This window comes from Comamonas nitrativorans, from assembly GCF_042654765.1.
GTDB lineage: Bacteria > Pseudomonadota > Gammaproteobacteria > Burkholderiales > Burkholderiaceae_C > Comamonas > Comamonas nitrativorans.
This window is the reverse complement of record NZ_JBHSEW010000002.1, coordinates 299,881-326,176: the sequence shown is the minus strand read 5'-3', so window position 1 is coordinate 326,176 and position 26,296 is coordinate 299,881. Positions and strand designations below refer to the sequence as shown.

Here is a 26,296-nt window from a genome sequence, read left to right as displayed (position 1 = left end):
GAAACAACTATGACAAACCAAGTCTTGAAATACAAAAGCCAGTCGGTCGCCAAGCTGTACTTCATTGCAGCCATGGGGCTGTTTGCGGGTCAGATCATCTTCGGCATCACCTTGGGCCTGCAATATCTGATCGGGGATCTGTTCTTCCCCTACATCCCCTTCAACATCGCCCGCATGGTGCATACCAACTTGCTGATCGTGTGGCTGCTGTTCGGCTTCATGGGCGCGGCCTACTACATGGTGCCTGAAGAGGCAGAGACCGAGCTGCACAGCCCCGGGCTGGCGATTGCGCTGTTCTGGATCTTCCTGGTCGCCGGCGCTGCCACCATCCTGGGCTACCTGCTCGTGCCCTACGCACGGCTGGCCGAGGCCACGGGCAACGACCTGCTGGCCACGATGGGCCGGGAGTTCCTGGAGCAGCCGCTGCCGACCAAGGTAGGCATCGTGGTTGTCGCCCTGGGCTTCCTGTACAACATCAGCATGACCATCCTCAAGGGCCGCAAGACCAGCATCTCCACGGTGCTGCTGATGGGCCTGTGGGGCCTGGCCATCTTCTTCCTGTTCAGCTTCGTGAACCCGGAAAACCTGGTGCGCGACAAGATGTACTGGTGGTTCGTGGTGCACCTGTGGGTGGAAGGCGTGTGGGAGCTGATCCTGGCCTCGCTGCTGGCCTACGTGCTGGTGAAGACCACCGGCGTGGACCGTGAAGTGATCGACAAGTGGATGTACCTGGTCATCGCCTTCGCGCTGATGTCCGGCCTGCTGGGCACGGGGCACCACTACTTCTTCATCGGCATGCCCGGCTACTGGCTGTGGATCGGTTCGGTGTTCTCCGCGCTGGAGCCCATCCCCTTCTTCCTGCTGGTGCTGTTCGCCTACAACATGGTCGCGCAACGCCGCCGCAACCACCCCAACCAGGCCGCCATCCTGTGGGCCAAGGGCACGGCGGTGGTGGGCTTCCTGGGCGCGGGCGTGTGGGGCTTCCTGCACACGCTGGCACCGGTCAACTACTACACCCACGCCACGCAGCTCACTGCCGCGCACGGCCACCTGGCTTTCTACGGCGCCTATGTGCTGGTGGTCATCACCATCATCAGCTACGCCATGCCGCACCTGCGTGGCCGCCTGGCCAACAGCCCCGAAGCCCAGTCTATGGAAAAGAAGAGCTTCTGGGTCATGACCATCGGCATGTGCGTCATGGTGCTGGCATTGACCATCGCCGGCGTGATGCAGGCCTACCTGCAACGCTGGCTGCCGGAAGGCGAGGCCCTGTCCTTCATGAACACCCAGGACGAACTGCGTGGCTACTACTGGCTGCGTATCGTCGGCGGCGTGACCTTCCTGGTCGGCCAGTTCATGTACTTCTACAGCTTCTTCGTCGGTGGCAAGCACGTTGCCAACGATGCCGATGCGATGGCCCTGAAAGCCGCATAATTTCCTTTTGCTAACGGAGAACCCGCCCCATGGACCACAGCGATACCCGCAACCTGCAGCCCGAGCAGCAGACCCCCTACTACGCCGAACAAGGCGGCGAAGCGGCGCTGTTTGCCCATGCTTTCGAGCAGAAGCTGCCGGTGCTCATCAAAGGGCCCACGGGGTGCGGCAAAACCCGTTTCGTCGAACACATGGCCGCCCGCCTCGGGCGCCCGCTCATCACGGTGAGCTGCCATGACGACCTGTCGGCCTCCGACTTGGTCGGGCGCCACCTTCTGACCGATGGTGGCACCGTCTGGTCGGACGGACCGCTCACCCGCGCCGTGCGCCAGGGCGCCATCTGCTACCTCGACGAGGTGGTGGAAGCACGCAAAGACACCACCGTCGTGCTGCACCCGCTGGCCGACGACCGCCGCGTGCTGCCCATCGAGCGCACCGGTGAACAAATTACCGCTGCCCCCGGCTTCATGCTGGTGGTCAGCTTCAACCCTGGCTACCAGAACGTGCTGAAAAGCCTCAAGCCCAGCACGCGCCAGCGGTTCATCGCCCTCAATTTCAACTACCCGGCCCCGGAAGTGGAGCTGCGCATCGTCGCGCACGAAGCCGCTGTGGACACCCTGACCGCCCAGAAACTGGTCGGCCTGGCCCAAGCCCTGCGCCGCCTGACCGAGCAAGACCTGGAAGAAACCGTCAGTACCCGCCTGCTGGTGATGGCCGGACGCCTGGTGGCCAGCGGCATCCCCCTGCAGACGGCCTGCCAGGCCGCCGTGATCGACGCCCTGACCGACGATGCCGATACCGCATCGGCCCTGGCCGAAGTGGCCGTTGCCGTGCTGGGCGACGCCTAACGTTACCGACACCATCGTTCCTGCTTTAAAAATTCAATAGCTGTTTGCGCTGGTCATTAAAGGATTTCAAGGAGGTTTATCCTTGAAGTCCTTATAGACCAAGCGCCAACAGCTATTTTTTCGAGAGATTCGCACCATGGAAGAATGGGTTGGCATTCAATGGCACCGCTTCATCACCCGCGCCGCCGATGGCCGGGACAACCCCGGTGCCGTGCGCCTGGAAGAAGTGCAGCGCAGCATCGGCCTGATGTTCCGCGCCGGCGGCGGGGCGCAGGCCGTGCGCCTGGCCCCGGCCAATGCCACCCGGGTTCACAACCAGCGCAGCTTTCTGCAACGTGTGGCCGGCAGCGGCACCCACGCCTACCTGGGGCAATGGCAGCCGGACGTGCTTTCCCTGCCCCCGGCCATCAGCGTGTTCGGCAACGCCGCGCAAAACCGCGCCCTGTACCTGTGGCTGGCCGCACTGGCTGCGCAGACGCAGGAAAGCGGCGACTGGCTCACCAGCCAGATGGCCGCCACCCGGGCCGCCCTGCGCACCTTCCCCGGCCTGCAGAAGAACTACGAAAAACTGCGCCGGGCGCAACTGGCCGAGCGCCCCGACCTCTCCCGTCTGCGGGGCCGCGCCGCCCAGGCCGAGCGGGCCGTGCAATGCGCCCTGCGGGGCGAGGCGCTGCCCGATGACCGCCCCGGCGATCTGAGCCAGGCCGACGTCGCCCCCCTCTGGCTGTGGCTGGGCCAGCCGCCCGCTGTGCTGGACGCTGCCCGCAAAACCAAAGACCAGGACGGCGAACAGAACGGTACGCAGAACCTCAGCGCCAACGACCGGCGCCGCCGCGCCGCGCAGGCCATCCGCGACGAACGCAACGAAGCGCCCTTCATCATGATGTTCCGCGCCGAATCCTTTATGTCGTGGACCGAGTTCACCAAGGTCAACCGCGCCGACGACGATGACGACGACGGCAACCAGCTCAACGCCGCCAACAACATGGACGAGCTGGCCATTGCCCCGGACGGCCAGTCCAGCGCCTCGCGCGTCAAGTTCGATCTGGATTTGCCCAGCGCCGCCCACGACGACCTGCCGCTGGGCCTGGGCCTGAAATACCCCGAATGGGACTACAAGCGCCAGGCGCTGGTGCCCGAGCATTGCAGCGTGCAGACCTACACTGCCCGCGATGCCGAACCCTACACCCCGCCCGTGGCCCTGCGCACCATTGCGCGGCGGATGCGCCGCCGCCTGGAAGCGCTGCGGGCCGCCCAGGGCCGCGTGCGCGGCCAGACCGAGGGCGACGACATCGACCTGGACGCCTGGATCCGCTACCAGGCCGACCAGGGCCCGCGCAGCAGCACCCCGCCCGTCTTCCAGCAGCGCGTGCGCACCGAGCGCAGTCTGGCCACCCTGCTGCTGGCCGACCTGTCTCTGTCCACCGACGCCCACGTGGACGACTTCACCCGGGTGATCGACGTGATCCGGGACGCGCTCTACGTTTTTGGCGAGGCGCTGCACGCCAGCGGCGACCCGTTTGCCATGCTCGGCTTTTCCTCGGTGCGCCGCACCAAGGTGCGCATCAACCACCTGAAAGACTTTGACGAGCGCTGGGACAAGTCCTGCATCGCCCGCGTCAATGCCATCAGCCCCGGCTACTACACCCGCATGGGCGCGGCCATCCGCCACGCCACGGCGCAACTCAGCAAACGCGGCGAACACCAGCGCCTGCTGCTCATCCTCACCGACGGCAAGCCCAACGACCTGGACGTGTACGAAGGCCGCTACGGCCTGGAAGACACCCGGCAGGCCATCCGCGAAGCACGGCAGGCGGGCCTGACACCGTTTTGCGTCACCATCGACGCCGATGCGCACGACTACCTGCCCCACCTGTTCGGCTCGCAAGGCTACGCGCTGGTACATCGCCCGCAGGACCTGGTCGGCCGTCTGGCCGCCGCCTATGCGGGCCTGACACGTTAGAACCTGTTCACGCTCTTTTCCTGGTGCCCGTTGCCCCACCAAGGCGACAGGTGCAAGGCGCAAACCGCAGACGCCCTGGTGGGGCGGCGAGGATTTGCAACGCCGCAGATGCTGTCTTGGCGGGGCAACCCTTCGGGCAAGGCAGCCAACCGCCGCACTCGTCGTTGCGCACCTTGACCAGGCCACCAGCCTGGCCTGCGGCACGCGCCTAGATTGCGGCGGTTGGCTGCCTTGCGGGCACCAGGAAAAGAGCGTGAACAGGTTCTTAGAACGTGTTTGCGCCGGCCCCGCCAGCACCGGGATCAAACCCGCCCGCCTTTGAAATTGACTTAAATCAAACCTACAGGCCGTTTCCCCTGCACTTTCCCTTAATAATCCCGGCCCATGGATCTTCAGCAGTTTGACATTCCCCGCTACCTGGCCAATTTGCCGTTATTTCAGGAAATCGCTCCGCCCGACCTGGAGCGCCTGGCCAGCGGCTGCCGCCTGCGCAAGCTGGGCCGGGGCGAGAGCGTTTTCACCGTGGGAATGCCCTGCGAGGAGTTTCACGTCACCGTCACCGGGCAGGTCAAGCTGTTTGCCCTCTCCCCTGCCGGGCAGGAAAAGGTCATCGAACTGGCCGGCCCGGGCGTGAGCTTTGCCGAGGCGCTGATGTTCACCGGCAAGCCCTACATCATCAACGCCCAGGCGCTCAGTGAATCCATCGTGCTGAGTGTCGGCAAGGCCGCCGTGGTGCGCGAGATCGAGGACGATCCGCGCTTTGCCATGCGGATGCTGGCCGGCATCTCGCGGCGCCTGCACGGGCTGGTACACGACGTGCAGGCCTACTCGCTGCACAACGGCATGCAGCGCGTCATCGGCTACCTGCTGCACCAGGAGAACCCGGCCGCCGCCGGCAGCGCCAGCGCGGCCTTGAAGGTTTCCCTGCCGGTCAGCAAGGCCACCATCGCCTCGCGCCTGTCGATCACGCCGGAGTATTTCTCGCGCGTGCTGCACGAGCTGGAAAGCGCCGGGCTGATCACCGTGGACAAGCGCGAAATCCACATCCCCGACACGGCCCGCCTGGCCAGCCACTGCGCCTGAAAGCGTGTTTACGCTCCCAACCTGATCCAATTTCTCAGCGACTGTCTCGCACCGCTTTCGGCAAGCTGGCCGTCACCTCCCGAAACGCCAGCAGCGCGGCTTCCAGGTGTTCGATGATTTCCTGCTGTAAAACCTCGGGCGGCGGCATATCGTCCAGGGTGTCCAGGCTCTCGTCCTTGAGCCAAAAAATATCCAGACTGGCCTTGTCGCGGGCGATCAGCTCGTCATAGCGATAGTACCTGAAGCGCTCCGTGGCCTGGCGCACATGCCGGTCTTCAGGGTGGTAACAGTCAATAAAGTCCTGCAAATCCTCGCGCCGCAGGGGCCGCGTTTTCAGTGTGAAGTGTTTGTTGGTGCGCAGGTCGTAAATCCACACGCCTTTGGTTTACACCTTGCCATCCTTGGGGCGTGCGTCAAAAAACAGCACGTTCGCCTTCACGCCCTGCGCGTAGAAGATGCCCGTGGGCAGGCGCAGCAGCGTGTGTACGTCGCAGGTCTCCAGCAGCTTGCGGCGAATCTTCTCGCCCGCGCCGCCCTCGAACAGCACGTTGTCGGGCAGCACCACGGCGGCTTGGCCCGTCGTTTTCAGCATCGACACGATGTGCTGCAAAAAATTGAGCTGCTTGTTTGACGTGCTCTGCCAGAAGTCCTGCCGCTCGTAGGTCAGCGCGTCGCGGTCTTCCTCGCCATCCTCATTAGTGATGGTCATGCTGCTTTTTTTGCCGAACGGCGGATTGGCCAACACATAGTCCACCGTTTGCGTGGGCGCGGCAATCAGCGCATCGGCACGCGCGACGGACGACTCGCCCTCCATATCGCCCACGTTGTGCAAAAACAGATTCATCAAACACAGCCGCCGCGTGGCGGCCACGATCTCGTTGCCGAAAAAGGTGTTGTGGCGCAAGAACTCCTTTTGTTTCTTGTCCAGCTTCGCGCCCTCGCGCATTAGCCACTGGTAGGCACCCAGAAAGAAGCCGCCGGTGCCGCAGGCCGGGTCGGCAATCGTCTTGCCCGGCTCGGGCCGCACGCATTCCACTATTGCCTCGATCAGCACGCGCGGGGTGAAATACTGGCCCGCGCCGCTCTTGGTGTCCTCGGCGTTCTTCTGCAGCAGCCCTTCGTACAGATCGCCCTTCACATCGGTGCCCAGGCCGATCCAGTTTTCGGCATCAATCATCTGCACCAGCCGCGCCAGCTTGGCCGGGTCTTGAATCTTGTTCTGCGCCTTGAAGAAGATCGCGCCCAACATGCCCGGCTGCTCGCCCAGCCGGTGCAGCATGTGTAGGTAATGCGCCTCCAGCGGCTCGCCCACCTTGCCATGCAGGCTGAGCCAGTCGCAGCCGATGGGCACGTGGGTATCGCGGCTATAGGGCGGCTGCGAATACTCGTGCGCCATCTTCAGAAACAGCAGGTAGGTGAGCTGCTCCAGATAGTCGTCATAGCCCACCCCGTCATCGCGCAGGGTGTGGCAGAAGTTCCAGAGTTTCTGGACGAGGGTGGAAGTGTTCATGATGAACACTCAAGCTAAAAGTTCGGCTTCCATCCGCCGGATGCCGCTCAGGAAATTGTGGAAGCTGGCCGAACGGGTATTGCCCAGATCAAGGTGTTTGCCGATCTCCCGAGAGCTGGCGATTTTCTGGTATTGCCCATGTGTCAGTGCTTTCAGCTCACGACTCGGGCTGCCGAGATGATCGGGTGAGCGGAACTTCCTGCTGCCTTGTTGCTTTGCAATTCCATGAATCTCCAGAGCGGTTTCCACAGCGGCCAGATCCGCGAGGTAGAAGGTTTCAAGCTCGGTACAAGCAATACGTATCAAGCAAGCAGCCGATTTTCCAGATTGAACGCACAGGTCAAGCAGCCGCTGCTTCAAGGCAATGCAGTCTTGATGGCTGTCCTGGTCACGCATCACGATGAAACGGGCATTTGGATTCTGATAGCCACGAATGCGACGGATCAGTTGCTTTTCCAGATCCTGCTTGCCCTCGAATGGAATCAGGCGCGGCACGATATTTCGATCCAAAAAACGGGGAAGCAGGCTTTTCAGAAGCGCCTCTGCCGAGCGTTCCTCCAGAAGAAACACCAGTTCTTTGCTCATTGTGGATCGACTCCCTCGAAGAAGCCCTGCTTCCACAAATAGCCCAATTGGTCGCCCTCGCTCACATAGGCTGCGATCTGTGCATCATCCTTTGCACGGCGTATTTCGGTATAGCCACTGCGCTTGACTAGCCAGCAGACCTCATCCATCTCGATCGCATTGAGGAAGTCCGGCGAGTGCGTTGATACCAGCACCTGCCCGCCACGATTGGCGTAAAGTCTGAATTCCTCGGCCAATTCTGCCATCAGCCGTGGATAAAGCTGGTTCTCCGGCTCTTCCACACACAACAACGGATGCGGGTTGGGGTCATGCAACAGCACCAGATAGGCGAACATCTTGATGGTGCCATCGGACACATAACGATCAAGAAATGGTGTCTTGAATGCACCGTCCTGAAAGCGCAAGGCCAAGTAGCCATCGTCCATCAGCTTGGATTCGACCTGCGATATGCCAGGTACGCGCTTGGCCATCGTGTTGAGGATGTTCTGGAATACCTTGGGATGCTGCTCGCTGAGATAACGAGCAACCAGCGGCAGATTTTCGCCAGTAGGGGACAGGTGTTCGGTATCACCAGCGGCCTCCTTGCGGCCCCGCGCAGCATTGATGTGGAAATCCGATACATGCCAGTTCTCGATCAGCTGCCGAAAGGCATTGGCAGCCTTGAAGCGCTCGAATTGCCCCAAGCCCTTGATGGCCAACGTATCAGGAGAGACTTTCTGGTTTTCCCGCTCAAGCTCTTCATCCGACTTGCTGAAATCTTCCTCATTGGTGATGGCATAGCCTTCACCATTGGTGAAATTGAGGAAATGGAATGGGCTGCCATAGCGGCCACGCTTGTAGCGCAGGATTTCGCGCTTGACCACAGGTGAACCATTGACTTGACCGATTTGTAAGGAATACGTGACCAGACGTTCCACACTGGTGATTTCCATGCGGTATTGCAATTCGATCAGGATGGTATCCGTGGCTGGGTCGCAGCCACGGCTCAACACTTCCGGGAAACGCCCACGCTTGTCTAATGCTTGGCGGACATTGCCCCTCAGGCAGTCATGCAGGAAACCGAACACATCGAACAGAGTGGACTTGCCCGAACCATTGGCACCAACTACCACCATGAATGGCGGCATGTCGGTCAGATGAATGTCCTTGAAGGCCTTGAAGTTGGCCAGGCGGATGGATTCGATTTTCATGAAGCGGTCACCGGAATGTGGAGCAGCAAGCGGGGAGGATAAAGGGAATTCGTGAGGTCATGTAGATGCGCCAGACCGTTTTATGCTTTTTCGCACAGCTTTCCCCTCCTGTACCCGCTTCGCACAAATACGAGCCAGCAATACGCTGGCCGGTTCATCAGCGGGGTCTTGCGGCACCAGCTCGCCTGCAAAGGCGGCACGCAGCAGGTTGCGGCGTTGGGCGGCGGCCTGCTTTAGGGCGTGGGTGACGGCGTTTTCCTGCGCTTTGCAGGCGGACAGGGCGGTGTCGAGTTGGGTGAGGATTTGGTGTTGTTCGGCGAGTGGGGGGAGTGGAATCGCCATCGTTAGCAGTGTCGAAAGACTGACGTTGTGCTGCCCCGCAGAAGATGCGGCCCGCTGTTCCAACCAGCTCCGTCCTGCTGGCGAGCAAAGCAGCGTTTGAATCCAGATGTGCGTGCAAGTGACTTCCACGCAACGGAGGCGCAAAAGATAGGAAGCGAAATAGTGCGGTGCGGGCAATGGCTTCGTGACAACAGCAGCCCGCCCCACCAAACCAATGCTCCCGTTTGTGCGAATGACCAATACATCGCCCACTGCCAGCGCGTTGTCATCATCAAGTTGCAACGCAGCCTGAGAGAACTTCATGTCACGCAAATCAAGCGTTCCACTGCCCACGTTTGGGATGCGGAGGACAGGCGTCCCTCCAGCTTCGTAGCCGCACTTCTCTGATGTTCCATAAGAGGATTCAGTGACGATCTGGTCAAGGCTCGCCCACACCCACCCTTCCGGTAGCGCGGGCAGTTGCGAGGTATCCGGGGTGGCTGGTTCCTTGTATTTCTTCTTGGGGCCGTGCTTTTGCTCGAAGCGGGCGCGGCGTTCGCGCAGGATGCGTTGCAGCAGTTGCGCACCGGTTTCCTGCGGCACGTTCGCCTCGCGCCATTCGGCGGTGAGCGCACCTTCCACGGCGGCTTTCAGCAGCGATTGGCGGTATCGGGCCAGCTTGCGCTGCGCGGCCTTGAGTTCGGCCACGCCGGCATCGAGGTCGGCCAGCAGGGATTCGAGCTTTTCGACGATGCGGGTTTGTTCGATGCGGGGTGGCAAAAGAACATCCAACTTTGCGAGATCAGCTTGACTGATTACGCCCTGAGCAGAGCCGGTTGAATTTGCCCGCAATAACTCAACGCGCGGTAGCAACTGGTAGTAGATAGATTTCTGAGAAATGCCAGAAATTGGTCGAATTGCTGCAACGCTGCGCCCGATGGCGCAGTCAATTCCCAAGTTGAGCTTTCCGGATGTTGCGCCAACAACGCAGATGAGAACATCGCCATCCCTGGCGAACTTCTTCGGCTCCGTTGTCCACTCTCTGATGACTGGATATAACGCCCCGAACTCGCCAGCTTTCACGAAGATTGTTCCAATTCCGTCGAAATTAGAGGCGGATCCAGCGGGTGCTTGCCCCATCTCAAAGGTTGCAATTTCACCGAGCGTCGCACGCGCCCAACCACACGGCAAACCACTCACGCCACCAACTCCTCATTCATCTCCCCCAGCAGCCCATCCAACTGCCCCTCAAACACCGTCCACGCCCGCTGCAAGCCGCCCTTGCCCGCCAGTTGCGCGTAGTCGAAGTCGTCGCGCTCCATGCGCAGGCTGGTGGCGATGTGGTCTTTCATCAGGCGCAGCCAGTCCATCTGCTCGGGGGTGAAGGCGGTGGTGCGCTGGCTGTTGTGGCGCCAGACCCAGTCGGCAAACTTCTTGTCCACGTGGTCGGCAAAGGGGGCGAGTTCGGCGTCCAGCCCCAGGGCGAAGCGCAGCAGGCTGAGTACGTCCACCAGTTGCCGGCGCAGGCTGGCGCCGCGCACCTTGTCTTCACGCACGCGGGCGTAGGCGCTCCAGAGTTTTTCGGAGGTGAGCATCAGCGGCGGGCGTAGGGCTGGTCGTAGAAGAAGCCGAGGGCGGCGATTTCGTCGCGGTGCTGGCGCAGGTAGTCCTCGAACTTGCGCACGGCGGCTTCGGCGTTGGCCTGGGCCTGTTCAGAGAACTCGCTGCGCACCACGCTGTCGGCGTTCAGGGTGTGTCGATGATCTGCTCGCGTTCGCGGCGTGCACCTTCGATGGCGTCGCGCAACGCGGGCGCATCGAAGGGGGTGCAGGCGGCGGCGATGCGTTTGGCCTTGGCGGCGGCCAGTTCGGCGTCGGTCAGCGTTTCCACGTTGCGGGTGATGCCGGCGGCCTTGGCGGCATCCAGCGCGTCGGCGGTGATGCGGTCGGGGTCGAGCGCCTGCACCAGGTCACGCGCCAGGTCGTGCAGGCCGGTGCCGCCGCTGGCCTGCTTGATCTTGGCCAGCGCCTTGTCGTCAAGCTGTTTGGCCAGGCGCACCAGGCGGTTGCCCAGGCTTTGCACGGTGTCGTCATCGTGTGCACCGACGGCGATTTGCTTGAGCAGCGCATCCAGGCTGACGCCGGGTTTGCGCTCCAGCGGGCGGCTTTCGGTCTTGAGCGACTTTTCCACGCCCACGGCGTCGATCAACACGAAGCGCGATTTGGCGCCGTGCGCGGATTTGCTGACTTTGCGCAGCCCTTCTTCGCTCAGGCTGCGCACGCCACGGCCTTTCATCTGTTCGTAATAGCCTTTGCTGCGCACGTCGCGCATGAACAGCAGCACCTCCAGCGGCTTAACGTCGGTGCCGGTGGCGATCATGTCCACGGTGACGGCGATGCGGGGATAAAAGTCGTTGCGGAAGCTGGCGAGCACGCTGTCGGCGTCGTCGCCGGGCACGGGTTTGCCGTCATTGCCCACGCCAGCGCGGTAGGTGACTTTCTTGCAGAAGGCGTTGCCCTGGCCGTACACCTCGCGGGCGATGCGGATGATGTCGTCGGCGTGGCTGTCGGTCTTGGCGAAGATCAGGGTTTTGGGCGTCTCGGTGCGTTCGGGGAAGATGCGCTGCTCCACGGCGTCTTTCATGGCCTGCAAGACTTTGCGGATCTGGTCGGGGTTGACGACGGATTTGTCCAGGTCGCTGGCGCTGTAGTCCACGTCGTCCTCGGTCTGCGCCCAGCGTTTGGCGCGGGTCTGGCGGTCGCGGTGATCGACCCATTCCTTCGCTTCGAGCCGTGCGCCCTTCTGGGTGATTTTGGTTTCGATCTCGTACACGTCGTAGCCGACGTTGACGCCATCGACCACCGATTGCTCGTAGTTGTATTCGGCCACCACGTTCTGCTGGAAAAAACCGTAGGTGCGCTGGTCGGGTGTGGCGGTGAGGCCGATGAGGAAGGCGTCGAAGTAATCCAGCACCTGCTTCCACAGGTTGTAGATGCTGCGGTGGCATTCGTCGATGACGATGAAGTCGAACTGCTCGACCGGCACCTGCGGGTTGTATTGCACGAGCTTTTCGCGCAGCGCGGCGGGCGAAATATCGCCAGCGGAAATGTCTTCGCCCTCCTCGGCCAGATCGGTGTTGGTGAGGATGGAATACATGCGCTGGATGGTGCAGATGCAGACCTGCGCGTGCGGGTCGATGCGGCTGCTGGCCAAGCGCTGCACGTTGTACAGCTCGGTGAACTTGCGACCATCGTCGGGCGGCGTGTAGGCCATGAATTCCTGGTGCGCCTGCTTGCCCAGGTTGCGCGTATCGACGAGGAACAGGATGCGTTTGGCGCCGCCGAACTTCAGCAAGCGGTACGCGGCGGTGATGGCGGTGAAGGTCTTGCCCGCGCCGGTGGCCATGTGGATGAGGGTGCGGGGCTTGTTCTTCGTCAGCGATTGCTCCAATCCAGTGACGGCGTTGATCTGGCAGTCGCGCAGGTTTTTCGTGGGCAGCGGGGGCATGTGCTGCAAACGCGTGCGCAGGGTATCGGGCTGCGCGGCCCATTCGGCGAGGGTTTGCGGCTGGAAAAAATGGAACAGCTCGCGGGCGCGGGGCTGCGGGTCGGCGGCGTCGGTAAACCAGATGATCTGCCCGGTGCTTTCATGCAGAAAACGCAGCGGCGCGGCCCCCTTGCGCCATTTGAGCGTGGCGCTGGCATAGCGTTGGGACTGGTTTTCGGCAACGTGCAAGTTTTGGCCCGCGCCGTCACGCTTGGCTTCGATGACGCCGACGGGCTGGCGATCGACGAACAGCAGGTAGTCCGCCGGGCCGGTATCGGTTGGAAATTCGCGCACCGCCACACCGTGTGCGGCGGACAGGTTGAGCTGCCGGAGGTCTTGCACGACCCAGCCTGCTTGTTCAAGCTTGTGGTCAATCGGCTGGCGTGCTTTGGCTTCTGGTGTCATTCCGCTCCCTTTGTGCAGCGCATTGTTACATCGCTACACCCCGGCGCTGCGCAAAAGCTGCGCCGTCTCGAACAGCGGCAGGCCCATGATGCCGGTGTAGCTGCCCTCGATATGGGCAATGAACGCCGCCGCCCTGCCCTGAATGCCGTAGGCACCGGCCTTGCCCATCGGCTCGCCGCTGGCAACGTAGGCGGCAATCTGCTGCTGCGTGAGCTGGGCAAACTGCACTTGCGATACCGACAGCGCGGCCCAGCGCCGGTCTTCCCAGGCCACCGCCACGGCGGTGAATACCTGGTGCATCTGCCCGGAAAGCTCCGTCAGCATCCGGGCGGCATCGGTGCCGTCCTGCGGCTTGCCCAGAATGGCAGCGCCCAGTGCCACCGTGGTATCGGCACACAGAATGGCGGCTGGCGGCAAGCCGCGCCGAGCATGGCGCCGGACGGCCGCCTCCAGCTTCAGGCCGGTTACGCGCTGCACGTAGTCCACCGGGGCTTCGCCCGGCAGCACCGTTTCCAGCGCTTCGGCATCCTCATCGCTGCCGGGCAGCAGCAGTTCGTGGGCAATGTCCAGTTGTTGCAGCAATTGGCTGCGCCGGGGGCTTTGCGAAGCCAGGTAAATCCAGGGGGGCATATCGGTAAAGAGAGCTGTTTCCGCTGTACCCATAAGAATTTCAGAGTGTTTTATGTCTGAAATCCAATCAGATCAAGCGGCAACAGCTCCTTTTTATTCACGGTGGTAAGGATGGCCCGCATTCACCGACCAGGCGCGGTACAGCTGCTCGATCAGCAGCACGCGCACCATGGCATGCGGCAGGGTCAGGTCGGACAGGCGGATGCGCTCGTGTGCGGCCTGCTTGAACTCCGGCTCCAGCCCGTCCGGCCCGCCGATGACCAGGGCCACGTCGTCGCCCTCCAGCTGCCAGTTTTTCAGGCGCTGGGCCAGGGCCGTGGTGCGCAGCGCCGTGCCATGCTCGTCCAGCACGACAATGCGGCAGCCCTTGGGGATGGCGGCCTCGATGCGCTTGCGCTCGGCCGCGTACAGCGTGGCCAGGGTCTTGGAGCTGCGTGGCTCGGTTTTCACGGCCTTGAGTTCCACCTTCAATTCGGGCGGAAAACGCTTGGCGTAATCGTCGTAGGCCGTCTGTGCCCAGTCGGGCACATGCTGGCCGACGGCGACGATGAACAGCCTCATGCCTTCTTGGTGGTCGTTTTAGCGGTTGTCTTGGCGGCCGCGCGAACCGCGCCGGGCTTCTTGGCAGCGCCACGGGCGGTGGTGGGCTTGATGACCACGGTCTTCACGGCCGCATCGGCCTTGGGCGCGGCGGTTTTACGGACCGGGGCCTTTTTCACCGCAGCGGCGGCACCGCCGGCCACCCTGGTGGTGGTCACGGCTTTTTTGGCAGGGGCCTTGGCGGCGCTGGCGGTACGGGCTGTACTAGTCTTGGCAGTACCGGCTTTGGCCGTGCTGGCGACACGCGGTTTGGCGGCGCCTGTTTTGGCCGCTGCGCTGCCGACCGTCTTGCGCACACCGGGTTTTTTCGCCGGGGCTGCCGCAGCGGTGTCGGCGCTGGCGTCTTCCGAAGCGGTGCGTTTGGAGACCTTGCCGCCGCCCAGCTTCACGCGCACGGGCTTTTCGCCCCAGATTTCCTCCAGCCGGTAGTACTGGCGGATGGCCGGCTGCATGATATGCACCACGGCCTGGTTGCAATCGACGATGATCCATTCACCATTGGCCTCGCCCTCATGGCGCGGCACGGCAAAACCGGCCTTCTTCACGGCATCGCGCACGCTGCTGGCAATGGCCTTGGTCTGGCGGTTGGAGGTACCGGTGGCAACGATGACGCGCTCGAACAGCGGGGACAAATGCTCGGTGTTGAAGACCTGGATGTCTTGGGCCTTGACATCCTCCAGCCCATCGATGATGGCGCGTTGCAGTTTGGTCAGGTCTTTTTTGGCGGCGGTGTCTTGGGGGATGCTCATCAGGGCAGGTGAATCTGGTGGAGTAAAAAATGCCCCGGCATGAAAAGAACCGGGGCGGATAAAAAAATTATAGATTTAGGCGTTAATCCAGTCGCGGCGCACCAGGTATTTGGTGAGCAGCTCGGCCTCCGGGCTGCCGGGCGGGTCCTGGCGCTGGTAGCTCCAGTCGGCGTGCAGCGGCATCGACAGCAGGATCGATTCCGTGCGCCCGCCCGATTGCAGACCAAAATGCGTACCCCGATCCCAGACCAGGTTGAATTCCACGTAGCGGCCTCGGCGGTAACGCTGGAAATCGACCTGTGGCTCCCCATACGGCATGGCCTGACGCTTTTCCACGATGGGCAGGTAAGCGCCCAGAAAGGCATCGCCCACGCTTTGCAGCATGGCAAAGCCCTGTTCCTGGCCCAGCTCGGCAAAATCGTCGAAGAAGATGCCGCCGATGCCGCGCTGCTCCTGCCGGTGCTTGAGGTAGAAATACTCGTCGCACCAGGTCTTGAAACGTGGGTACAGATCGGCACCGAAAGGCGCCAGGGCATTGCGGCAGGCGCCATGAAAATGCACGGCATCTTCGTCAAAGCCGTACACCGGCGTCAAATCCATGCCGCCGCCGAACCAGCACACGGCCTCTTGCCCGGCGGCCTGGGCGCGGATCATGCGCACGTTCATATGCACCGTGGGCACGTAGGGATTGACGGGGTGGAACACCAGCGACACGCCCATGGCCTCGAACGGCGCACCGGCCAGTTCCGGGCGGTGCTGGGTGGCCGAAGGCGGCAACTGCGCCCCACGCACGTGGGAAAAGCCGCAACCGGCCCGCTCCCACACCCGGCCCCGTTCCAGGATTCTGGTCACGCCGTCGCCCTGCAGCCGCTCCTCGGGGCCTTTGGCCCAGGCGTCCCGCACGAAGCGGGCACCTTGCGGGCCTTCGGCTTGCTCCAGGGCGCTGGTGATGCGCTCTTGCAGGCCCAGCAAATAGGCCCGCACGCTGGCGCTGTCCACTGCCGTCATGTCGTCACCCCTTGATGGCGCGGTAGCCGATGTCGCGGCGGTACTGCATCCCGTCGAAATGGATGCTGCGGGCTGCATCGTAGGCACGCTGCTGGGCCTGGCGCACGCTGTCGGCCAGGGCGGTGACGCACAGCACGCGCCCGCCGCTGGTGCGCGGCTTGCCGTCTGCATCCAGTTCGCTACCTGCATGGAACACCACGGCATCATCCGCTTCTGCAGGCAGGCCGGTGATCAGGTCACCCTTGCGGGGTGCTTCCGGGTAGCCTGCCGCGGCCATGACCACGCCCAGCGCGGTGCGGCGATCCCATTCCAGCTCGACTTGCTCCAGACGCCCGTCGGTCGCAGCCAGCAGCACATCGACCAGATCGGTCTTCAGGCGCATCAGGATGGGCTGGGTTTCCGGATCGCCCATGCGGGTGTTGAATTCCAGTGTTTTCGGCTGGCCCTGGGCGTCGATCATCAGCCCGGCGTACAGAAAGCCGGTGAACGGTACGCCATCCTTTTCCATGCCGCGCACGGTGGGCAGGATGATTTCGCGCATGGCGCGACCATAAACGTCGGCAGTGACGACGGGTGCGGGCGAATAAGCCCCCATGCCGCCCGTGTTCGGGCCTTCGTCGCCGTCTTTCAGACGCTTGTGGTCCTGGCTGGTGGCCAGGGCGCAGACGTTCTTGCCATCCACCAGCACGATGAAGCTGGCTTCTTCCCCGGCCAGAAATTCCTCGATCACCACGCGGGCGCCGCCCTCGTTGTGCTGCACGCCGAATTTGTTGTCCACCAGCATGAAGTCCACGGCTGCGTGGGCTTCCTCCAGCGTCATGGCCACGACCACGCCCTTGCCTGCGGCCAGGCCATCGGCCTTGATGACGATGGGGGCGCCCAGCTTGTCGATGTAGACGTGGGCTGCGGTCGGGTCGGTGAAGGTGTCGTAAGCGGCGGTGGGGATGCCGTGGCGCTGCATGAAGGCCTTGGAAAAGGCCTTGGAGCTTTCCAGTTGCGCAGCTGCCCTGGTGGGGCCGAAGATTTTCAGGCCGTGGGCACGAAACTCATCGACCACGCCAGCGGCCAGCGGCGCTTCGGGGCCGACCACGGCCAGGCCGATTTTTTCTGCCTGCGCCCATTCGCGCAGGGCCGTCACATCGGTGATCGGCAGGTTTTCCAGCTTGCCGCCGGCCAGGGCGGTGCCGCCATTGCCGGGCGCGACAAAGACCTTGGTCGCCTTGGGCGACTGGGCCAGCTTCCACGCCAGGGCGTGCTCGCGGCCACCGCCGCCGATAACGAGTATTTTCATAATTCTGCGTTGTGATAGACGTTTTGCACGTCGTCCAGGTCTTCCAGTACGTCCAGCAGCTTTTGCATCCGCTCGGCGTCTTCGCCTTCCAGGGCAATGGTGTTTTCGGCCCGCATGGTCACTTCGGCCACTTCCGGCGTCAGGCCCGCGGCTTCCAGGGCGTTTTTCACGGCTTCAAAATCGCCGGGGGCGGTCAGCACTTCGATGGCGCCTTCGTCGTCGGCGATGACATCTTCGGCACCGGCCTCCAGGGCGACTTCCATCACCTGGTCTTCGTTGGTACCCGGCGCAAAGATCAACTGGCCCACATGCTTGAACTGGAAGGCCACCGAGCCTTCCGTGCCCATGTTGCCGCCGTATTTGTTGAAGGCATGGCGCACTTCGGCCACCGTGCGCACGCGGTTGTCGGTCATGGTATCCACGATGATGGCCGCACCGCCGATGCCGTAACCCTCGTAGCGGATTTCCTCGTAGGTCACGCCGTCGAGGTTGCCCGTGGCCTTGTCGATGTTGCGCTTGATATTGTCGGCGGGCATGTTGGCGGCCTTGGCCTTGTCCACGGCCAGGCGCAGGCGCGGGTTGGCATTCAGGTCACCCCCGCCTTGGCGGGCGGCAACGATGATTTCACGAATAATGCGCGTCCAGATACGGCCACGCTTCTCGTCCTGGCGACCTTTGCGGTGCTGGATATTGGCCCATTTGCTGTGTCCTGCCACAAGAATTCCTTTTGTCTTGGTTTAATCTCGGGAACCGAGGATTCTACGTTTGACTTCAAGCCCTCCGAGAGGAAACCCGAATATGGTCTTAGCCCTGCCCATTGCCCTTAACGCCAGCGGCCCGTGCGAACTGCTTTTACCGTTGGCAAATCGCCACGGTCTGATCACCGGGGCCACCGGCACGGGCAAGACCGTCACCCTGCAGAAAATGGCGGAAAGCCTCTCTCTGGCCGGTGTCCCCGTGTTCATGGCCGACATCAAGGGCGATCTGACGGGTATCAGCCAAAGCGGCAGCATCGGCACCAAAATGGCCCAGGTTCTGGCCGAGCGCGGTATCGAGCCACCCGAATCGGTGGCCTGTCCCACGCAGCTATGGGACGTTTTCGGGCAGCAGGGTCACCCGGTGCGGGCCACCATTTCAGACATGGGGCCGCAGCTGATCGGCCGGATGCTGGGCCTGAACGACACGCAGATGGGCGTGCTGACCATCGTCTTCAAGGTGGCGGACGACAACGGCCTGCTGCTCCTGGACTTGAAAGACCTGCGCTCCATGCTGCAATACGTGGGCGACAACGCCAAGCAGTTCACCACCGACTACGGCAACATCTCGGCCGCCAGCGTGGGGGCCATCCAGCGCGGCTTGCTGCAACTGCAGACCCAGGGCGGCGATGCGTTCTTCGGTGAACCCATGCTCAACATCGACGACCTGATGCAGACTGACGCCCAGGGCCGGGGCATGGTGAACATCCTGGCCGCCGACCAGCTCATGCAGTCGCCGCGCCTGTATTCGACCTTTTTGCTGTGGCTGCTCTCCGAGCTGTACGAGCGCCTGCCCGAAGTGGGCGACCTGGACAAGCCCAAGCTGGCCTTCTTCTTCGACGAGGCGCACCTGCTGTTCAACGACGCTCCCAAGGTGCTGGTCGAGCGCATCGAGCTGGTCGTGCGCCTCATCCGCTCCAAGGGCGTGGGCGTGTATTTCGTCACCCAGGTGCCCACCGACATTCCCGACAGCGTGCTGGCCCAGCTGGGCAACCGTGTGCAGCACGCCCTGCGGGCCTTCACGCCGAAAGACCAGAAAGCCGTCAAGGCCACGGCGCAGACCATGCGCCCCAACCCCGGGCTGAATATCGAGGCTGCTATCACAGAGCTAGCTGTTGGCGAGGCACTGGTAAGCTTTTTGGATACAAAAGGCCGTCCAAACGTTACCCAGCGTGCGTTCGTAGCTCCTCCGGGCAGCCAGATCGGCCCGATCAGCGACGCGCAGCGCCAGGATTTGCTGAAAAACTCGCTGGTGGCCGGTGTCTACGAGGACATGGTCGACCGGGCGTCGGCCTTTGAAATCCTGCGTGACCGCGCCAATGCCGCCGCACAGACAAGCCAGGAGGGCCAAAGCGCACCTTCCGGCGGTCTGGCCCAGGGGCTGAACGAATTTCTGTTCGGCAGCACCGGCCCGCGCGGCGGGAAGAAGGACGGCCTGGTGCAAAGCGTCGTCAAGTCCCAGGCCCGTTCGATGGTCAATCGCGCGGCAGGCCAGTTGCTGCGCGGGGTGCTGGGCAACCTGCTGGGCGGGAAAAAATAAGGGTTCCTGGCAGTGCAATCTCCGCCTGTGCGACAGTGATTGCACCCCCAGGCCCGATTCGCCTCGTAGAATCGACAGGTTTGCGGGTGCCCGGGCCTGTCGCGGTTACCTGCTCCCCGATTTCCTTGATGAGAAGCCGATACCACCATGAGCTTGCCTTTGAACAGTCTGATCGACGACACCCAAGATACCCTGGCCCACACCCGCTACAACATGGTGGAGCAGCAGATCCGTCCCTGGAACGTCAAGGACGCGGCGGTTCTGGACGCCCTGCACACCCTGCGCCGTGAAGACTTCGTGCCGCCAGCGCACTACCAGAAGGCCTTCATGGACACGGAAATCCCCCTGCGCGACGATGCTTTCGCCGTCGAGCGCGGCCAGTGCATGCTGGCCCCGAAAATCGACGCCCGCATCGCCAACGACCTGCAATTGCAGCCGCACGAGCGCGTGCTGGAAATCGGCACCGGCTCGGGCTACATGGCCGCCCTGCTCTCGCGCCTGTGCCAGGACGTGACCACACTGGAAATCGACGCCGAACTGGCCGAAACCGCCCGTGAAAACCTGGCCACCGCCGAATGCCACAACGTCACCGTGCGCGTGGCCGATGGCAGCAAGGACGCCCTGAACGACGGCCCGTTTGACGTCATCGTCCTGAGCGGCTCCGTGGCCGAAGTGCCCACGCACCTGCTGGCGCACCTGAAGGACGGTGGCCGCCTGATCGCCATCGTGGGCGAACAGCCCATGATGCGCGTCACCATCGTGCAGAAAAACGGCGGGCAAACCACCACCACGACACCGTGGGACACGGTCGCCCCGCGCCTGCAAGGCTTTGCAGGCAAGTCCAAATTCGTTTTCTAAGCCCGCCAGGGCCTTGTCGGCGGCATGTTCTACCAAGTACGCCCCAACCAAATGGACAGCTGGCTGGCCCAGTTCGCCGGGCAGGAGCAATTGCCGCTGGTGCTGGACGTACGCGAGCATTGGGAATGCGACGTGGTGCGCCTGGGCCAGGATGCCCGGTTCGAGCAGGTGTTCATCCCCATGGCCGACATTCCTGCCCGCTGGCACGAGCTGGACAAAGAACGCCCCGTCGCCTGCCTGTGCCACCACGGCGCCCGCAGCATGCGCGTGGCGGCCTATCTGGTGCAGCAAGGCTTTGCCCATGTCGCCAACATCACCGGCGGCATCGATGCCTGGGCGCACGAGTGCGACCCGGGCATCGGGCATTACTAACCGTCTCGAAGCCCACAAATGAAACCCTTCCGGCCCCTTCGGCTTGCCGCCCTGTGCTTGTTGCTCTCGCTGGGGCCATGGGCCGCCAGCCATGCCCAAAGCCTGCTGGATGCCGCCCAAAGCACCCTGGCCCACGATGCCGGCTGGCAGGCGCAGGCACTCGCCGTGGACGCAGCCAGCCACCGTCAGGCCCAGGGCCGCGCCCTGCTGCTGCCGCAAATAGGCCTGCAGGCCAGCACCCAGCACAGCGATAGCGAAGTGCGGCTGGACACCCCCATCGGTGCGCAAACCCAGAATCTGCCCGCCTGGCAGCGCAGCGCCGCCGTCGTGCTGACCCAGCCGCTGTACCGCCCAGCCAACTTGCGCCAATACCGCCAGGGGCAGCAGGGGTTGGAGCTGGCCCAGGCCCAGCAAATGGCCGCACAGCAAAAACTGTTGCTGCAAGTGGCGCAGGCCTATGTCGCCCTGCTGCAGGCGCACGACCTGCTCCAGGTGCAAACCGCGCTGCGCGAGGCGATTACCGAGCAGGCCGCGCTGGCCCAGCGCAATTTCGACGTGGGGCTGGTGACGATTACCGACGTGCGCGAAGCCCAGGCCCGCCTCGATGGCGTGCAGGCGCAATGGTTGGCTGCACAAAACGACGTGGCGATGCAGGCGCTTGCGCTGCAAAAACTCACCACCTGGGCCGCTCCCCGCCCCTGGCGGCTACCCACATCCGCCATCCTGCCCACCGTCGATGCAGCGCAGCGCGATGTCTGGCTGGACGATCTGCCTGGCACCCACCCCCTGCTGCTGCAGGCGGAAAAAGCCCGGGCGGTGGCCCAGCTGGAAGTCGAAAAAGCCCAGGCTGGCCACCGCCCTACCCTGGATTTGCAGGCCAGCTACGGCCAGCAGCGCAATCCTGACGGCACCCTCACCCAACCCCTGCCGCACCGCGCCACGGTTGGCACCGTTGGCGTGACTTTGCAGCTGCCGCTGTTTGCCGGGTTCGCCACCCAGAACCGCTTGCGCGAAACCTTGAGCCTGGCCGCCAAAGCCCAGGCCGATTACGAAGAAGCACAACGCAGCGTGGAGCTGGCCGTGCGCCAGGCATTCCTTGGCTGGCAATCCGCGCAGGAGCAAAGCACCGCGCTGGCGGCAGCGGTCGTCTCCAGCAACACCGCGCTGCAAGCTACCAAAACAGGCTACCAGGTGGGCGTGCGCATCAACGCCGATGTGCTGGCTGCCCAAGTGCAAGCCGCCAATGCGGAAAAGGACTGGCTGCGGGCTCGTTATCAAGTCCTCCTTGGCTACCTGCAACTGCGCCAGGCCGCAGGTCGCCTGAGTCTGGACGATATCGCCCAGGTCAGCGCCTTGTTCGCTCCGGTAACGGCAACCGGCAACGAATGACCGGCTCACGACATCGCCAGCGCTGCTATTGGGCACCCGCCTTCCCGGGTGTGACAGCGGGGAGCGGTGAGCTCTACGCCTAGCGCCGTCGCGTCAGGCTCTTTTGCGCCAAAGCCCGCCGCTGTAGCGATGGGCCGGTGCGCGGCGCGGCCACCTCTGGGGCCGGACGTTGCTGCTGCAGCGTTTCCTTCAATTCACCGATGCGCTCATTGGCCAGATCCAGGCTGTGCTGCGTGGTCGTCAAGGCGCCTTGTGCGGCAAGGTATTCGTTTTCCAGCTCGGCCTGACGGCTGCGGGCCTGGGCGAGCAGCTCCTGCGCCTCCTGACTGGCTTGCTGTTGCTGCTTCTTGAGCTTTTCCACCTCCTGGCGGCTGCGATCAAGCTCGCCCAGCCAGCGCTTTTCATTGCCGGAGAACTGTTCGGCCAGGCGCTGGCGCTCCTGCGCGGCTGCGGCCAGCGCTGCCTGGTGCTGCTGGCGCTCCCCATCGCGTTGCTGTTGCAGGGCGTCGAACTCCTTGCGCTGCGCCTGCAATAGCTGCTCGCGCTGCTCCAGTTGCTGCTGCATGGCGTCCAGGCGCTCGGAAAGGTCGGCCTGCTGGGCCTGCGCCAGTTTCAGCGCCTCATCCAGCGCCTGTTTTTGCTGCTGCAGGTTGTCCGCGCGCTGCTGCAATTGCTGTTCCCGCGCCTGCAAGGCGGCCTGCGCGTCGGCAAGCTGGGCTTGCTGCGCCTGCAACGCCTCTTGCGCAACGGCTTGCGCCTGGGTCAGCGCGGTCTGCCAAAGCGTGTGCATTGCCTCCTGCACCGGCCGGGGCAGCCTTTCCTCTGCTTCGGCGCCGCCCTGCACCGCCACCAAACGCTCGCCCAGGCGGGCAAACCAGCTCTCCAACATCGGCCCGACGGTATTGGGCGAACCACGCCCCATGTGCTGACGCACGCGCTCGATCGTCGGGCGCTGGCCCTGTTGCAAAACGGCATCGGCAGCAGTCCAGACATCCTGCTCCTGCACGCCACGGGTGGTTTTTGGGGTGATGTACGACATAGGCGATAATTTACTTTCGATAAGTGAAGTTTATCAAAAATTATTGAGCAATTTTATTAAATAACATTTGTATTACATATTATTTTATACAAACAAATGCAGAAAAACCATACCTACCGCTTTACAGGCACCGATTCGTCTCTGGCAGCCCGAAAGGCATCCGCCGCCCCCAATGCGCTGGCGTTATCTGCTCCAGCAGCGCCCCCCTCCCCCTTGGCCAGCCTGAGCGCCACCACCTTGCAAGCCCTGCAGGAGCTGCTGCACCAGGGCGAAGCGGAAAACACCCTGCGCAGCTACGCCAGCGCCATGCGCTATTGGGCGGGCTGGCTGCAACTGCGCCTGGGGCAAACCATCGCCCTGCCCTTGTCGGTGGAAGTGGTGCTGCAGTTCATTGCCGACCATGCGCCGCGCCAGACGGCCACTGGCCTGCGCGGGGAACTGCCGCCCGAAGTGGATGCCGCCCTGGTGCAATCGGGCTGCAAGAATCGGTTGGGCGCACCGGCGCACGCCACCTTGGTGCATCGGCTGGCCGTGCTATCGAAAGCGCACCAAAGCCGCAATCTGCCCAACCCATGCCACGATCCACGCGTGCGCGAGGTGCTATCGCGGGCCCGCAAAACCTATGCCCGCCAGGGCGGACGGGTACAGAAAAAAGCCGCCCTCACGAAAGATTTGCTACAGCAACTTCTGGCCACCTGCGACGACAGCCTGACGGGTCTGCGTGACCGGGCGCTGCTGCTGTTTGCCTGGAGCAGCGGCGGGCGGCGGCGCTCCGAAGTGGCGCAAGCGGACATGCGTTTCCTGCGCCGCCTGGGGCCAGGGCGTTTCATGTATGAGTTACTGGTCAGCAAAACCAACCAGGCAGGCCGGGCCACGCCAGACAGCGTCAAACCCGTGCTGGGCGCTGCCGGGGCGGCTCTGGAGGCCTGGCTGACCGCCAGCGGGATTCAAGATGGAGCGATCTTCCGGCGCATCCGCAAGGGCGGCCACGTCGATGCCAGCGGTGCGGGGCTGAGTCCGGCGGCCGTGCGCCTGATCGTGCAAGAGCGCTGCCGTCTGGCGGGGGTGGCAGGGGACTTTTCCGCCCACTCGCTGCGCTCCGGCTTTGTTACGGAAGCCGGGCGGCGCAATATCTCCCTGGCGCAAACCATGGCGCTGACGGGGCACCAAAGCGTGCCTACGGTGCTGGGCTACTTCCGCGCCGAAGCCGCTATCCACAACCCGGCGGCGTATCTGATGGACGACGCAGCAGAGGAAGACCCGATAGAGAAAAAATAAAAGGAGCTTTTTCCGTTTGATTTGCAAGGATTTCAGACTGTTTTCAGTCTGAAATTCAGAGTTGACAAGCGGAAACAGCTTCTTTTATTAAAGTTTGTTGGTGATCAACGCTGGCTGCTGGCCAGCAGCGCCGCTGCCGTGACGAAGGCGCCGCCCGTCACCCGGTCGAACCAGCGCCCCGCGCCTCCCCGGTGCAGCCGGGCCAGCAGCTTGGCCCCGGCCAACACATAGGCCAGCATGATCGAACCGTCCAGCACCATCCAGGTACTGCCCAGAATCAGGAGCTGCCCGGCAATCGGGGCGCTGGCGTTCATGAACTGCGGAAACAGGGCACTGAAAAACAACAAATCCTTGGGATTGCCCAGCCCGACCATCAGCCCCTTGCGGTACAGCGTCCAGAACGAGGCCGTGCTTTCCGGCACGGCAGCCGCAACAGCTGGCGCATCCGCATCGACCTCCTCCCCTGCTTGGGGGCCGGCCCGGCTGGCATTGCGCCAGGCACTCACGCCCAGGTAAAGCAAATACGCCGCCCCGGCCCACTTGATGGCGCTGAACAGGGTATCGGACGCCGCAATCACCGCCCCCAGGCCCAGGGCCGAGAGCAGCATCAGCGTCATGGACGCGGTAATCCCGCCCACGATCGTGCCCACCGCCTTGCGGGCACCATGCCCGACAGCGTGCGAAACGCACAACAGCGCCGAAGGCCCCGGCGAAGCAATCACCGCCGCTGCCAGCGATACGTACAGCAGCCACACACTCAAAGACATCGAAAAAAATCCAGAAAAAGTTGGCCGAGGCGGTAAACCAAGCGTCCCGCCCCGGCGTTAAGGGTTCCATAAAGGAGTAAAGCAATGACGATTACCCAACCGATCACCATCTGGCCCGAAGACGAACGTGACCGCAAGCGCAGCCCGGCACGCCTGTACCGTCTGTAATGCACGCCCCGGCACCCTGGTACTTCCTTCCCCTTTGGAGTCTGTCATGAACCCCACTGCCCCCATCGCCATCTGGCCCGAAGACGAACGCGATCGCAAGCGCTAAATTGCACGGCCGGGCCGCGCATCCTAGCGCAGACTGGCCCGGTGTTCCTTGGGCCCAACAAAAAACGCCTGCATTGCTGCAGGCGTTTTGCTTGGCGTTCAAACCATGCTTATTGCATGTGCTGGCCGCCATTCACCGAAAACTCTGCGCCCGTGGCGTAGCCGCCTTCGTCGGAAACCAGCCAGGCGATGATGGAAGCGATTTCCTTGGGTTCGCCCAGGCGCTTGACAGGGATGGTGGCCACAATCTTCTCCAGCACATCCTCGCGGATCGCCCGCACCATGTCGGTGCCGACATAGCCGGGGCTGACGGTGTTCACTGTCACGCCCTTGTTGGCCAGTTCCTGCGCCAGCGCTTTCGAGAAACCGTGCATCCCGGCCTTGGCAGCCGAGTAGTTGGTCTGCCCGGCCTGGCCCTTGGCCCCGTTGATCGAGCTGATATTGACGATGCGACCCCAGCCTTTTTCCACCATGTCGGCCACCACCTGTTTGGTGACGTTGAACATGGAGTTCAGGTTGGTTTCGATCACGGCACGCCAATCGTCGGGCGTCATTTTCACGAACATGCGGTCGCGGGTAATGCCGGCGTTGTTCACCAGCACGTCAATGGTGCCGTGTTCGGCCTTGGCCTTGGCAAAGGCTTCGACGGTGGAGTCCCAATCGCCCACGTTGCCCACCGAGGCGTAGAACGTGTAGCCCAGGGCTTTTTGTTCGTCGAGCCACTTTTGGTAATCACGCGTCGGGCCGCAGCCGGCAATCACCTTGAAACCATCGTCGTGCAGACGCTGGCAAATTGCGGTACCGATGCCGCCCATACCGCCGGTCACATAAGCTACTTTCTGACTCATAAATCTCCTCCTTG

27 protein-coding genes are annotated in these 26,296 nt (G+C 63.0%); 10 read left to right on the top strand and 17 right to left on the bottom strand.

The annotated features are described in order from the left end of the window. Nucleotides 1–9 precede the first annotated feature (9 nt). From ACFO3A_RS03945 to ACFO3A_RS03930, 4 genes are all read left to right on the top strand, one after another. Nucleotides 10–1,434, top strand: a complete 1,425-nt coding sequence (locus ACFO3A_RS03945; protein ID WP_377724165.1) for a cbb3-type cytochrome c oxidase subunit I — start codon at nucleotides 10–12, stop codon at nucleotides 1,432–1,434. 29 nt (nucleotides 1,435–1,463) lie between these two features. Further along, a complete protein-coding gene (locus ACFO3A_RS03940) occupies nucleotides 1,464–2,282 on the top strand; it encodes a CbbQ/NirQ/NorQ/GpvN family protein (RefSeq protein WP_377724163.1) in 819 nt (272 codons plus the stop codon). 136 nt (nucleotides 2,283–2,418) lie between these two features. Continuing rightward, nucleotides 2,419–4,245, top strand: a complete 1,827-nt coding sequence (locus tag ACFO3A_RS03935) for a nitric oxide reductase activation protein NorD (protein ID WP_377724162.1) — start codon at nucleotides 2,419–2,421, stop codon at nucleotides 4,243–4,245. 384 nt (nucleotides 4,246–4,629) lie between these two features. Next, nucleotides 4,630–5,328 carry a Crp/Fnr family transcriptional regulator gene (locus tag ACFO3A_RS03930; RefSeq protein ID WP_377724161.1) on the top strand — a complete coding sequence of 233 codons (699 nt, stop codon included), beginning with the start codon at nucleotides 4,630–4,632 and terminating at the stop codon, nucleotides 5,326–5,328. A 34-nt stretch (nucleotides 5,329–5,362) separates the two neighbouring features. On the opposite strand, the gene ACFO3A_RS03925 is transcribed toward ACFO3A_RS03930, so the two are convergent. The 14 genes from ACFO3A_RS03925 to ACFO3A_RS03860 all read right to left on the bottom strand — a co-directional run bounded on the left by ACFO3A_RS03925 (nucleotide 5,363) and on the right by ACFO3A_RS03860 (nucleotide 17,879). Further along, on the bottom strand, nucleotides 5,363–5,704 hold the full coding sequence (locus ACFO3A_RS03925; RefSeq protein ID WP_377724160.1) for a hypothetical protein: 342 nt from the start codon (nucleotides 5,702–5,704) through the stop codon (nucleotides 5,363–5,365). Nucleotides 5,705–5,713: 9 nt separating this feature from the next. After that, nucleotides 5,714–6,838, bottom strand: a complete 1,125-nt coding sequence (locus ACFO3A_RS03920) for a class I SAM-dependent DNA methyltransferase (RefSeq protein WP_377724158.1) — start codon at nucleotides 6,836–6,838, stop codon at nucleotides 5,714–5,716. Between the two features lie 9 nt (nucleotides 6,839–6,847). Then, on the bottom strand, nucleotides 6,848–7,423 hold the full coding sequence (locus ACFO3A_RS03915) for a DUF4276 family protein (protein ID WP_377724157.1): 576 nt from the start codon (nucleotides 7,421–7,423) through the stop codon (nucleotides 6,848–6,850). Beyond that, entirely contained in the window at nucleotides 7,420–8,613 is a 1,194-nt protein-coding gene (locus ACFO3A_RS03910; RefSeq protein WP_377724156.1) for an AAA family ATPase, read from the bottom strand. Before ACFO3A_RS03910 ends, ACFO3A_RS03915 begins: the two co-directional genes overlap by 4 nt. Nucleotides 8,614–8,670: 57 nt before the next feature. Next, entirely contained in the window at nucleotides 8,671–10,134 is a 1,464-nt protein-coding gene (locus tag ACFO3A_RS03905; protein WP_377724155.1) for a restriction endonuclease subunit S, read from the bottom strand. Beyond that, nucleotides 10,131–10,529 (bottom strand): type I restriction-modification enzyme R subunit C-terminal domain-containing protein, encoded by a 399-nt coding sequence (locus ACFO3A_RS03900; RefSeq protein WP_377724153.1) that lies wholly within the window; start codon nucleotides 10,527–10,529, stop codon nucleotides 10,131–10,133. Before ACFO3A_RS03900 ends, ACFO3A_RS03905 begins: the two co-directional genes overlap by 4 nt. Further along, nucleotides 10,529–10,669, bottom strand: a complete 141-nt coding sequence (locus tag ACFO3A_RS03895) for a hypothetical protein (RefSeq protein ID WP_377724151.1) — start codon at nucleotides 10,667–10,669, stop codon at nucleotides 10,529–10,531. Before ACFO3A_RS03895 ends, ACFO3A_RS03900 begins: the two co-directional genes overlap by 1 nt. An 11-nt stretch (nucleotides 10,670–10,680) precedes the next feature. Continuing rightward, complete coding sequence (locus ACFO3A_RS03890) at nucleotides 10,681–12,885, bottom strand: type I restriction endonuclease subunit R (RefSeq protein ID WP_377724149.1); 2,205 nt, start codon at nucleotides 12,883–12,885, stop codon at nucleotides 10,681–10,683. Between the two features lie 33 nt (nucleotides 12,886–12,918). After that, nucleotides 12,919–13,515, bottom strand: a complete 597-nt coding sequence (locus ACFO3A_RS03885; protein WP_377724146.1) for a Maf family protein — start codon at nucleotides 13,513–13,515, stop codon at nucleotides 12,919–12,921. A gap of 93 nt (nucleotides 13,516–13,608) precedes the next feature. After that, nucleotides 13,609–14,076, bottom strand: coding sequence for a 23S rRNA (pseudouridine(1915)-N(3))-methyltransferase RlmH (rlmH, locus tag ACFO3A_RS03880; RefSeq protein ID WP_377724144.1), 468 nt, complete (start codon nucleotides 14,074–14,076; stop codon nucleotides 13,609–13,611). Next, a complete protein-coding gene (gene rsfS, locus ACFO3A_RS03875) occupies nucleotides 14,073–14,864 on the bottom strand; it encodes a ribosome silencing factor (RefSeq protein WP_377724142.1) in 792 nt (263 codons plus the stop codon). Before rsfS ends, rlmH begins: the two co-directional genes overlap by 4 nt. Before the next feature lie 75 nt (nucleotides 14,865–14,939). Beyond that, entirely contained in the window at nucleotides 14,940–15,872 is a 933-nt protein-coding gene (hemF, locus tag ACFO3A_RS03870; RefSeq protein WP_377724139.1) for an oxygen-dependent coproporphyrinogen oxidase, read from the bottom strand. A gap of 4 nt (nucleotides 15,873–15,876) precedes the next feature. Continuing rightward, entirely contained in the window at nucleotides 15,877–17,163 is a 1,287-nt protein-coding gene (purD, locus tag ACFO3A_RS03865) for a phosphoribosylamine--glycine ligase (protein ID WP_377724136.1), read from the bottom strand. Beyond that, entirely contained in the window at nucleotides 17,160–17,879 is a 720-nt protein-coding gene (locus tag ACFO3A_RS03860) for a YebC/PmpR family DNA-binding transcriptional regulator (protein ID WP_377724133.1), read from the bottom strand. The genes purD and ACFO3A_RS03860 overlap by 4 nt, the downstream gene beginning before the upstream one ends. 82 nt (nucleotides 17,880–17,961) lie before the next feature. Here ACFO3A_RS03860 and ACFO3A_RS03855 point away from each other — a divergent pair, with 82 nt between their 5' ends. The 4 genes from ACFO3A_RS03855 (at nucleotide 17,962) to ACFO3A_RS03840 (ending at nucleotide 22,077) form a co-directional block, all read left to right on the top strand. Then, nucleotides 17,962–19,458 carry a helicase HerA-like domain-containing protein gene (locus tag ACFO3A_RS03855; RefSeq protein ID WP_377724131.1) on the top strand — a complete coding sequence of 499 codons (1,497 nt, stop codon included), beginning with the start codon at nucleotides 17,962–17,964 and terminating at the stop codon, nucleotides 19,456–19,458. 147 nt (nucleotides 19,459–19,605) lie between these two features. Then, entirely contained in the window at nucleotides 19,606–20,316 is a 711-nt protein-coding gene (locus ACFO3A_RS03850; RefSeq protein WP_377724129.1) for a protein-L-isoaspartate O-methyltransferase family protein, read from the top strand. Nucleotides 20,317–20,340: 24 nt separating this feature from the next. Then, on the top strand, nucleotides 20,341–20,688 hold the full coding sequence (locus tag ACFO3A_RS03845) for a rhodanese-like domain-containing protein (protein ID WP_377724126.1): 348 nt from the start codon (nucleotides 20,341–20,343) through the stop codon (nucleotides 20,686–20,688). 18 nt (nucleotides 20,689–20,706) lie between these two features. Continuing rightward, entirely contained in the window at nucleotides 20,707–22,077 is a 1,371-nt protein-coding gene (locus ACFO3A_RS03840) for a TolC family outer membrane protein (protein ID WP_377724124.1), read from the top strand. A gap of 79 nt (nucleotides 22,078–22,156) precedes the next feature. On the opposite strand, the gene ACFO3A_RS03835 is transcribed toward ACFO3A_RS03840, so the two are convergent. After that, a complete protein-coding gene (locus ACFO3A_RS03835; protein WP_377724122.1) occupies nucleotides 22,157–23,116 on the bottom strand; it encodes a DNA-binding protein in 960 nt (319 codons plus the stop codon). Between the two features lie 96 nt (nucleotides 23,117–23,212). Between ACFO3A_RS03835 and ACFO3A_RS03830 the strand changes: the two genes are divergently transcribed. Further along, the gene (locus tag ACFO3A_RS03830; protein WP_377724120.1) at nucleotides 23,213–24,394 is read left to right on the top strand and encodes a site-specific integrase; all 1,182 of its coding nucleotides are present in this window, start codon (nucleotides 23,213–23,215) and stop codon (nucleotides 24,392–24,394) included. A 104-nt stretch (nucleotides 24,395–24,498) separates the two neighbouring features. Here ACFO3A_RS03830 and ACFO3A_RS03825 read toward each other — a convergent pair whose 3' ends face one another. After that, the gene (locus ACFO3A_RS03825) at nucleotides 24,499–25,161 is read right to left on the bottom strand and encodes a LysE family translocator (RefSeq protein ID WP_377724118.1); all 663 of its coding nucleotides are present in this window, start codon (nucleotides 25,159–25,161) and stop codon (nucleotides 24,499–24,501) included. Nucleotides 25,162–25,288: 127 nt separating this feature from the next. On the opposite strand from ACFO3A_RS03825, the gene ACFO3A_RS03820 reads away from it, so the two are divergent. After that, nucleotides 25,289–25,435, top strand: a complete 147-nt coding sequence (locus ACFO3A_RS03820; RefSeq protein ID WP_377724116.1) for a hypothetical protein — start codon at nucleotides 25,289–25,291, stop codon at nucleotides 25,433–25,435. A 109-nt stretch (nucleotides 25,436–25,544) separates the two neighbouring features. Here the strand turns inward: ACFO3A_RS03820 and phbB are convergent, their stop codons facing one another. Beyond that, a complete protein-coding gene (gene phbB, locus ACFO3A_RS03815) occupies nucleotides 25,545–26,282 on the bottom strand; it encodes an acetoacetyl-CoA reductase (RefSeq protein WP_377724114.1) in 738 nt (245 codons plus the stop codon). Between the last annotated feature and the right edge of the window lie 14 nt (nucleotides 26,283–26,296).

Coding starts and splice junctions, on each gene's coding strand:
- ACFO3A_RS03945 (WP_377724165.1), top strand. CDS start 10: ATGACAAACCAAGTCTTGAAATACAAAAGCCAGTCGGTCGCCAAGCTG.
- ACFO3A_RS03940 (WP_377724163.1), top strand. CDS start 1,464: ATGGACCACAGCGATACCCGCAACCTGCAGCCCGAGCAGCAGACCCCC.
- ACFO3A_RS03935 (WP_377724162.1), top strand. CDS start 2,419: ATGGAAGAATGGGTTGGCATTCAATGGCACCGCTTCATCACCCGCGCC.
- ACFO3A_RS03930 (WP_377724161.1), top strand. CDS start 4,630: ATGGATCTTCAGCAGTTTGACATTCCCCGCTACCTGGCCAATTTGCCG.
- ACFO3A_RS03920 (WP_377724158.1), bottom strand. CDS start 6,838: ATGAACACTTCCACCCTCGTCCAGAAACTCTGGAACTTCTGCCACACC.
- ACFO3A_RS03915 (WP_377724157.1), bottom strand. CDS start 7,423: ATGAGCAAAGAACTGGTGTTTCTTCTGGAGGAACGCTCGGCAGAGGCG.
- ACFO3A_RS03910 (WP_377724156.1), bottom strand. CDS start 8,613: ATGAAAATCGAATCCATCCGCCTGGCCAACTTCAAGGCCTTCAAGGAC.
- ACFO3A_RS03900 (WP_377724153.1), bottom strand. CDS start 10,529: ATGCTCACCTCCGAAAAACTCTGGAGCGCCTACGCCCGCGTGCGTGAA.
- ACFO3A_RS03890 (WP_377724149.1), bottom strand. CDS start 12,885: ATGACACCAGAAGCCAAAGCACGCCAGCCGATTGACCACAAGCTTGAA.
- ACFO3A_RS03885 (WP_377724146.1), bottom strand. CDS start 13,515: ATGCCCCCCTGGATTTACCTGGCTTCGCAAAGCCCCCGGCGCAGCCAA.
- rlmH (WP_377724144.1), bottom strand. CDS start 14,076: ATGAGGCTGTTCATCGTCGCCGTCGGCCAGCATGTGCCCGACTGGGCA.
- rsfS (WP_377724142.1), bottom strand. CDS start 14,864: ATGAGCATCCCCCAAGACACCGCCGCCAAAAAAGACCTGACCAAACTG.
- hemF (WP_377724139.1), bottom strand. CDS start 15,872: ATGACGGCAGTGGACAGCGCCAGCGTGCGGGCCTATTTGCTGGGCCTG.
- purD (WP_377724136.1), bottom strand. CDS start 17,163: ATGAAAATACTCGTTATCGGCGGCGGTGGCCGCGAGCACGCCCTGGCG.
- ACFO3A_RS03855 (WP_377724131.1), top strand. CDS start 17,962: ATGGTCTTAGCCCTGCCCATTGCCCTTAACGCCAGCGGCCCGTGCGAA.
- ACFO3A_RS03850 (WP_377724129.1), top strand. CDS start 19,606: ATGAGCTTGCCTTTGAACAGTCTGATCGACGACACCCAAGATACCCTG.
- ACFO3A_RS03845 (WP_377724126.1), top strand. CDS start 20,341: ATGTTCTACCAAGTACGCCCCAACCAAATGGACAGCTGGCTGGCCCAG.
- ACFO3A_RS03840 (WP_377724124.1), top strand. CDS start 20,707: ATGAAACCCTTCCGGCCCCTTCGGCTTGCCGCCCTGTGCTTGTTGCTC.
- ACFO3A_RS03835 (WP_377724122.1), bottom strand. CDS start 23,116: ATGTCGTACATCACCCCAAAAACCACCCGTGGCGTGCAGGAGCAGGAT.
- ACFO3A_RS03830 (WP_377724120.1), top strand. CDS start 23,213: ATGCAGAAAAACCATACCTACCGCTTTACAGGCACCGATTCGTCTCTG.
- ACFO3A_RS03825 (WP_377724118.1), bottom strand. CDS start 25,161: ATGTCTTTGAGTGTGTGGCTGCTGTACGTATCGCTGGCAGCGGCGGTG.
- phbB (WP_377724114.1), bottom strand. CDS start 26,282: ATGAGTCAGAAAGTAGCTTATGTGACCGGCGGTATGGGCGGCATCGGT.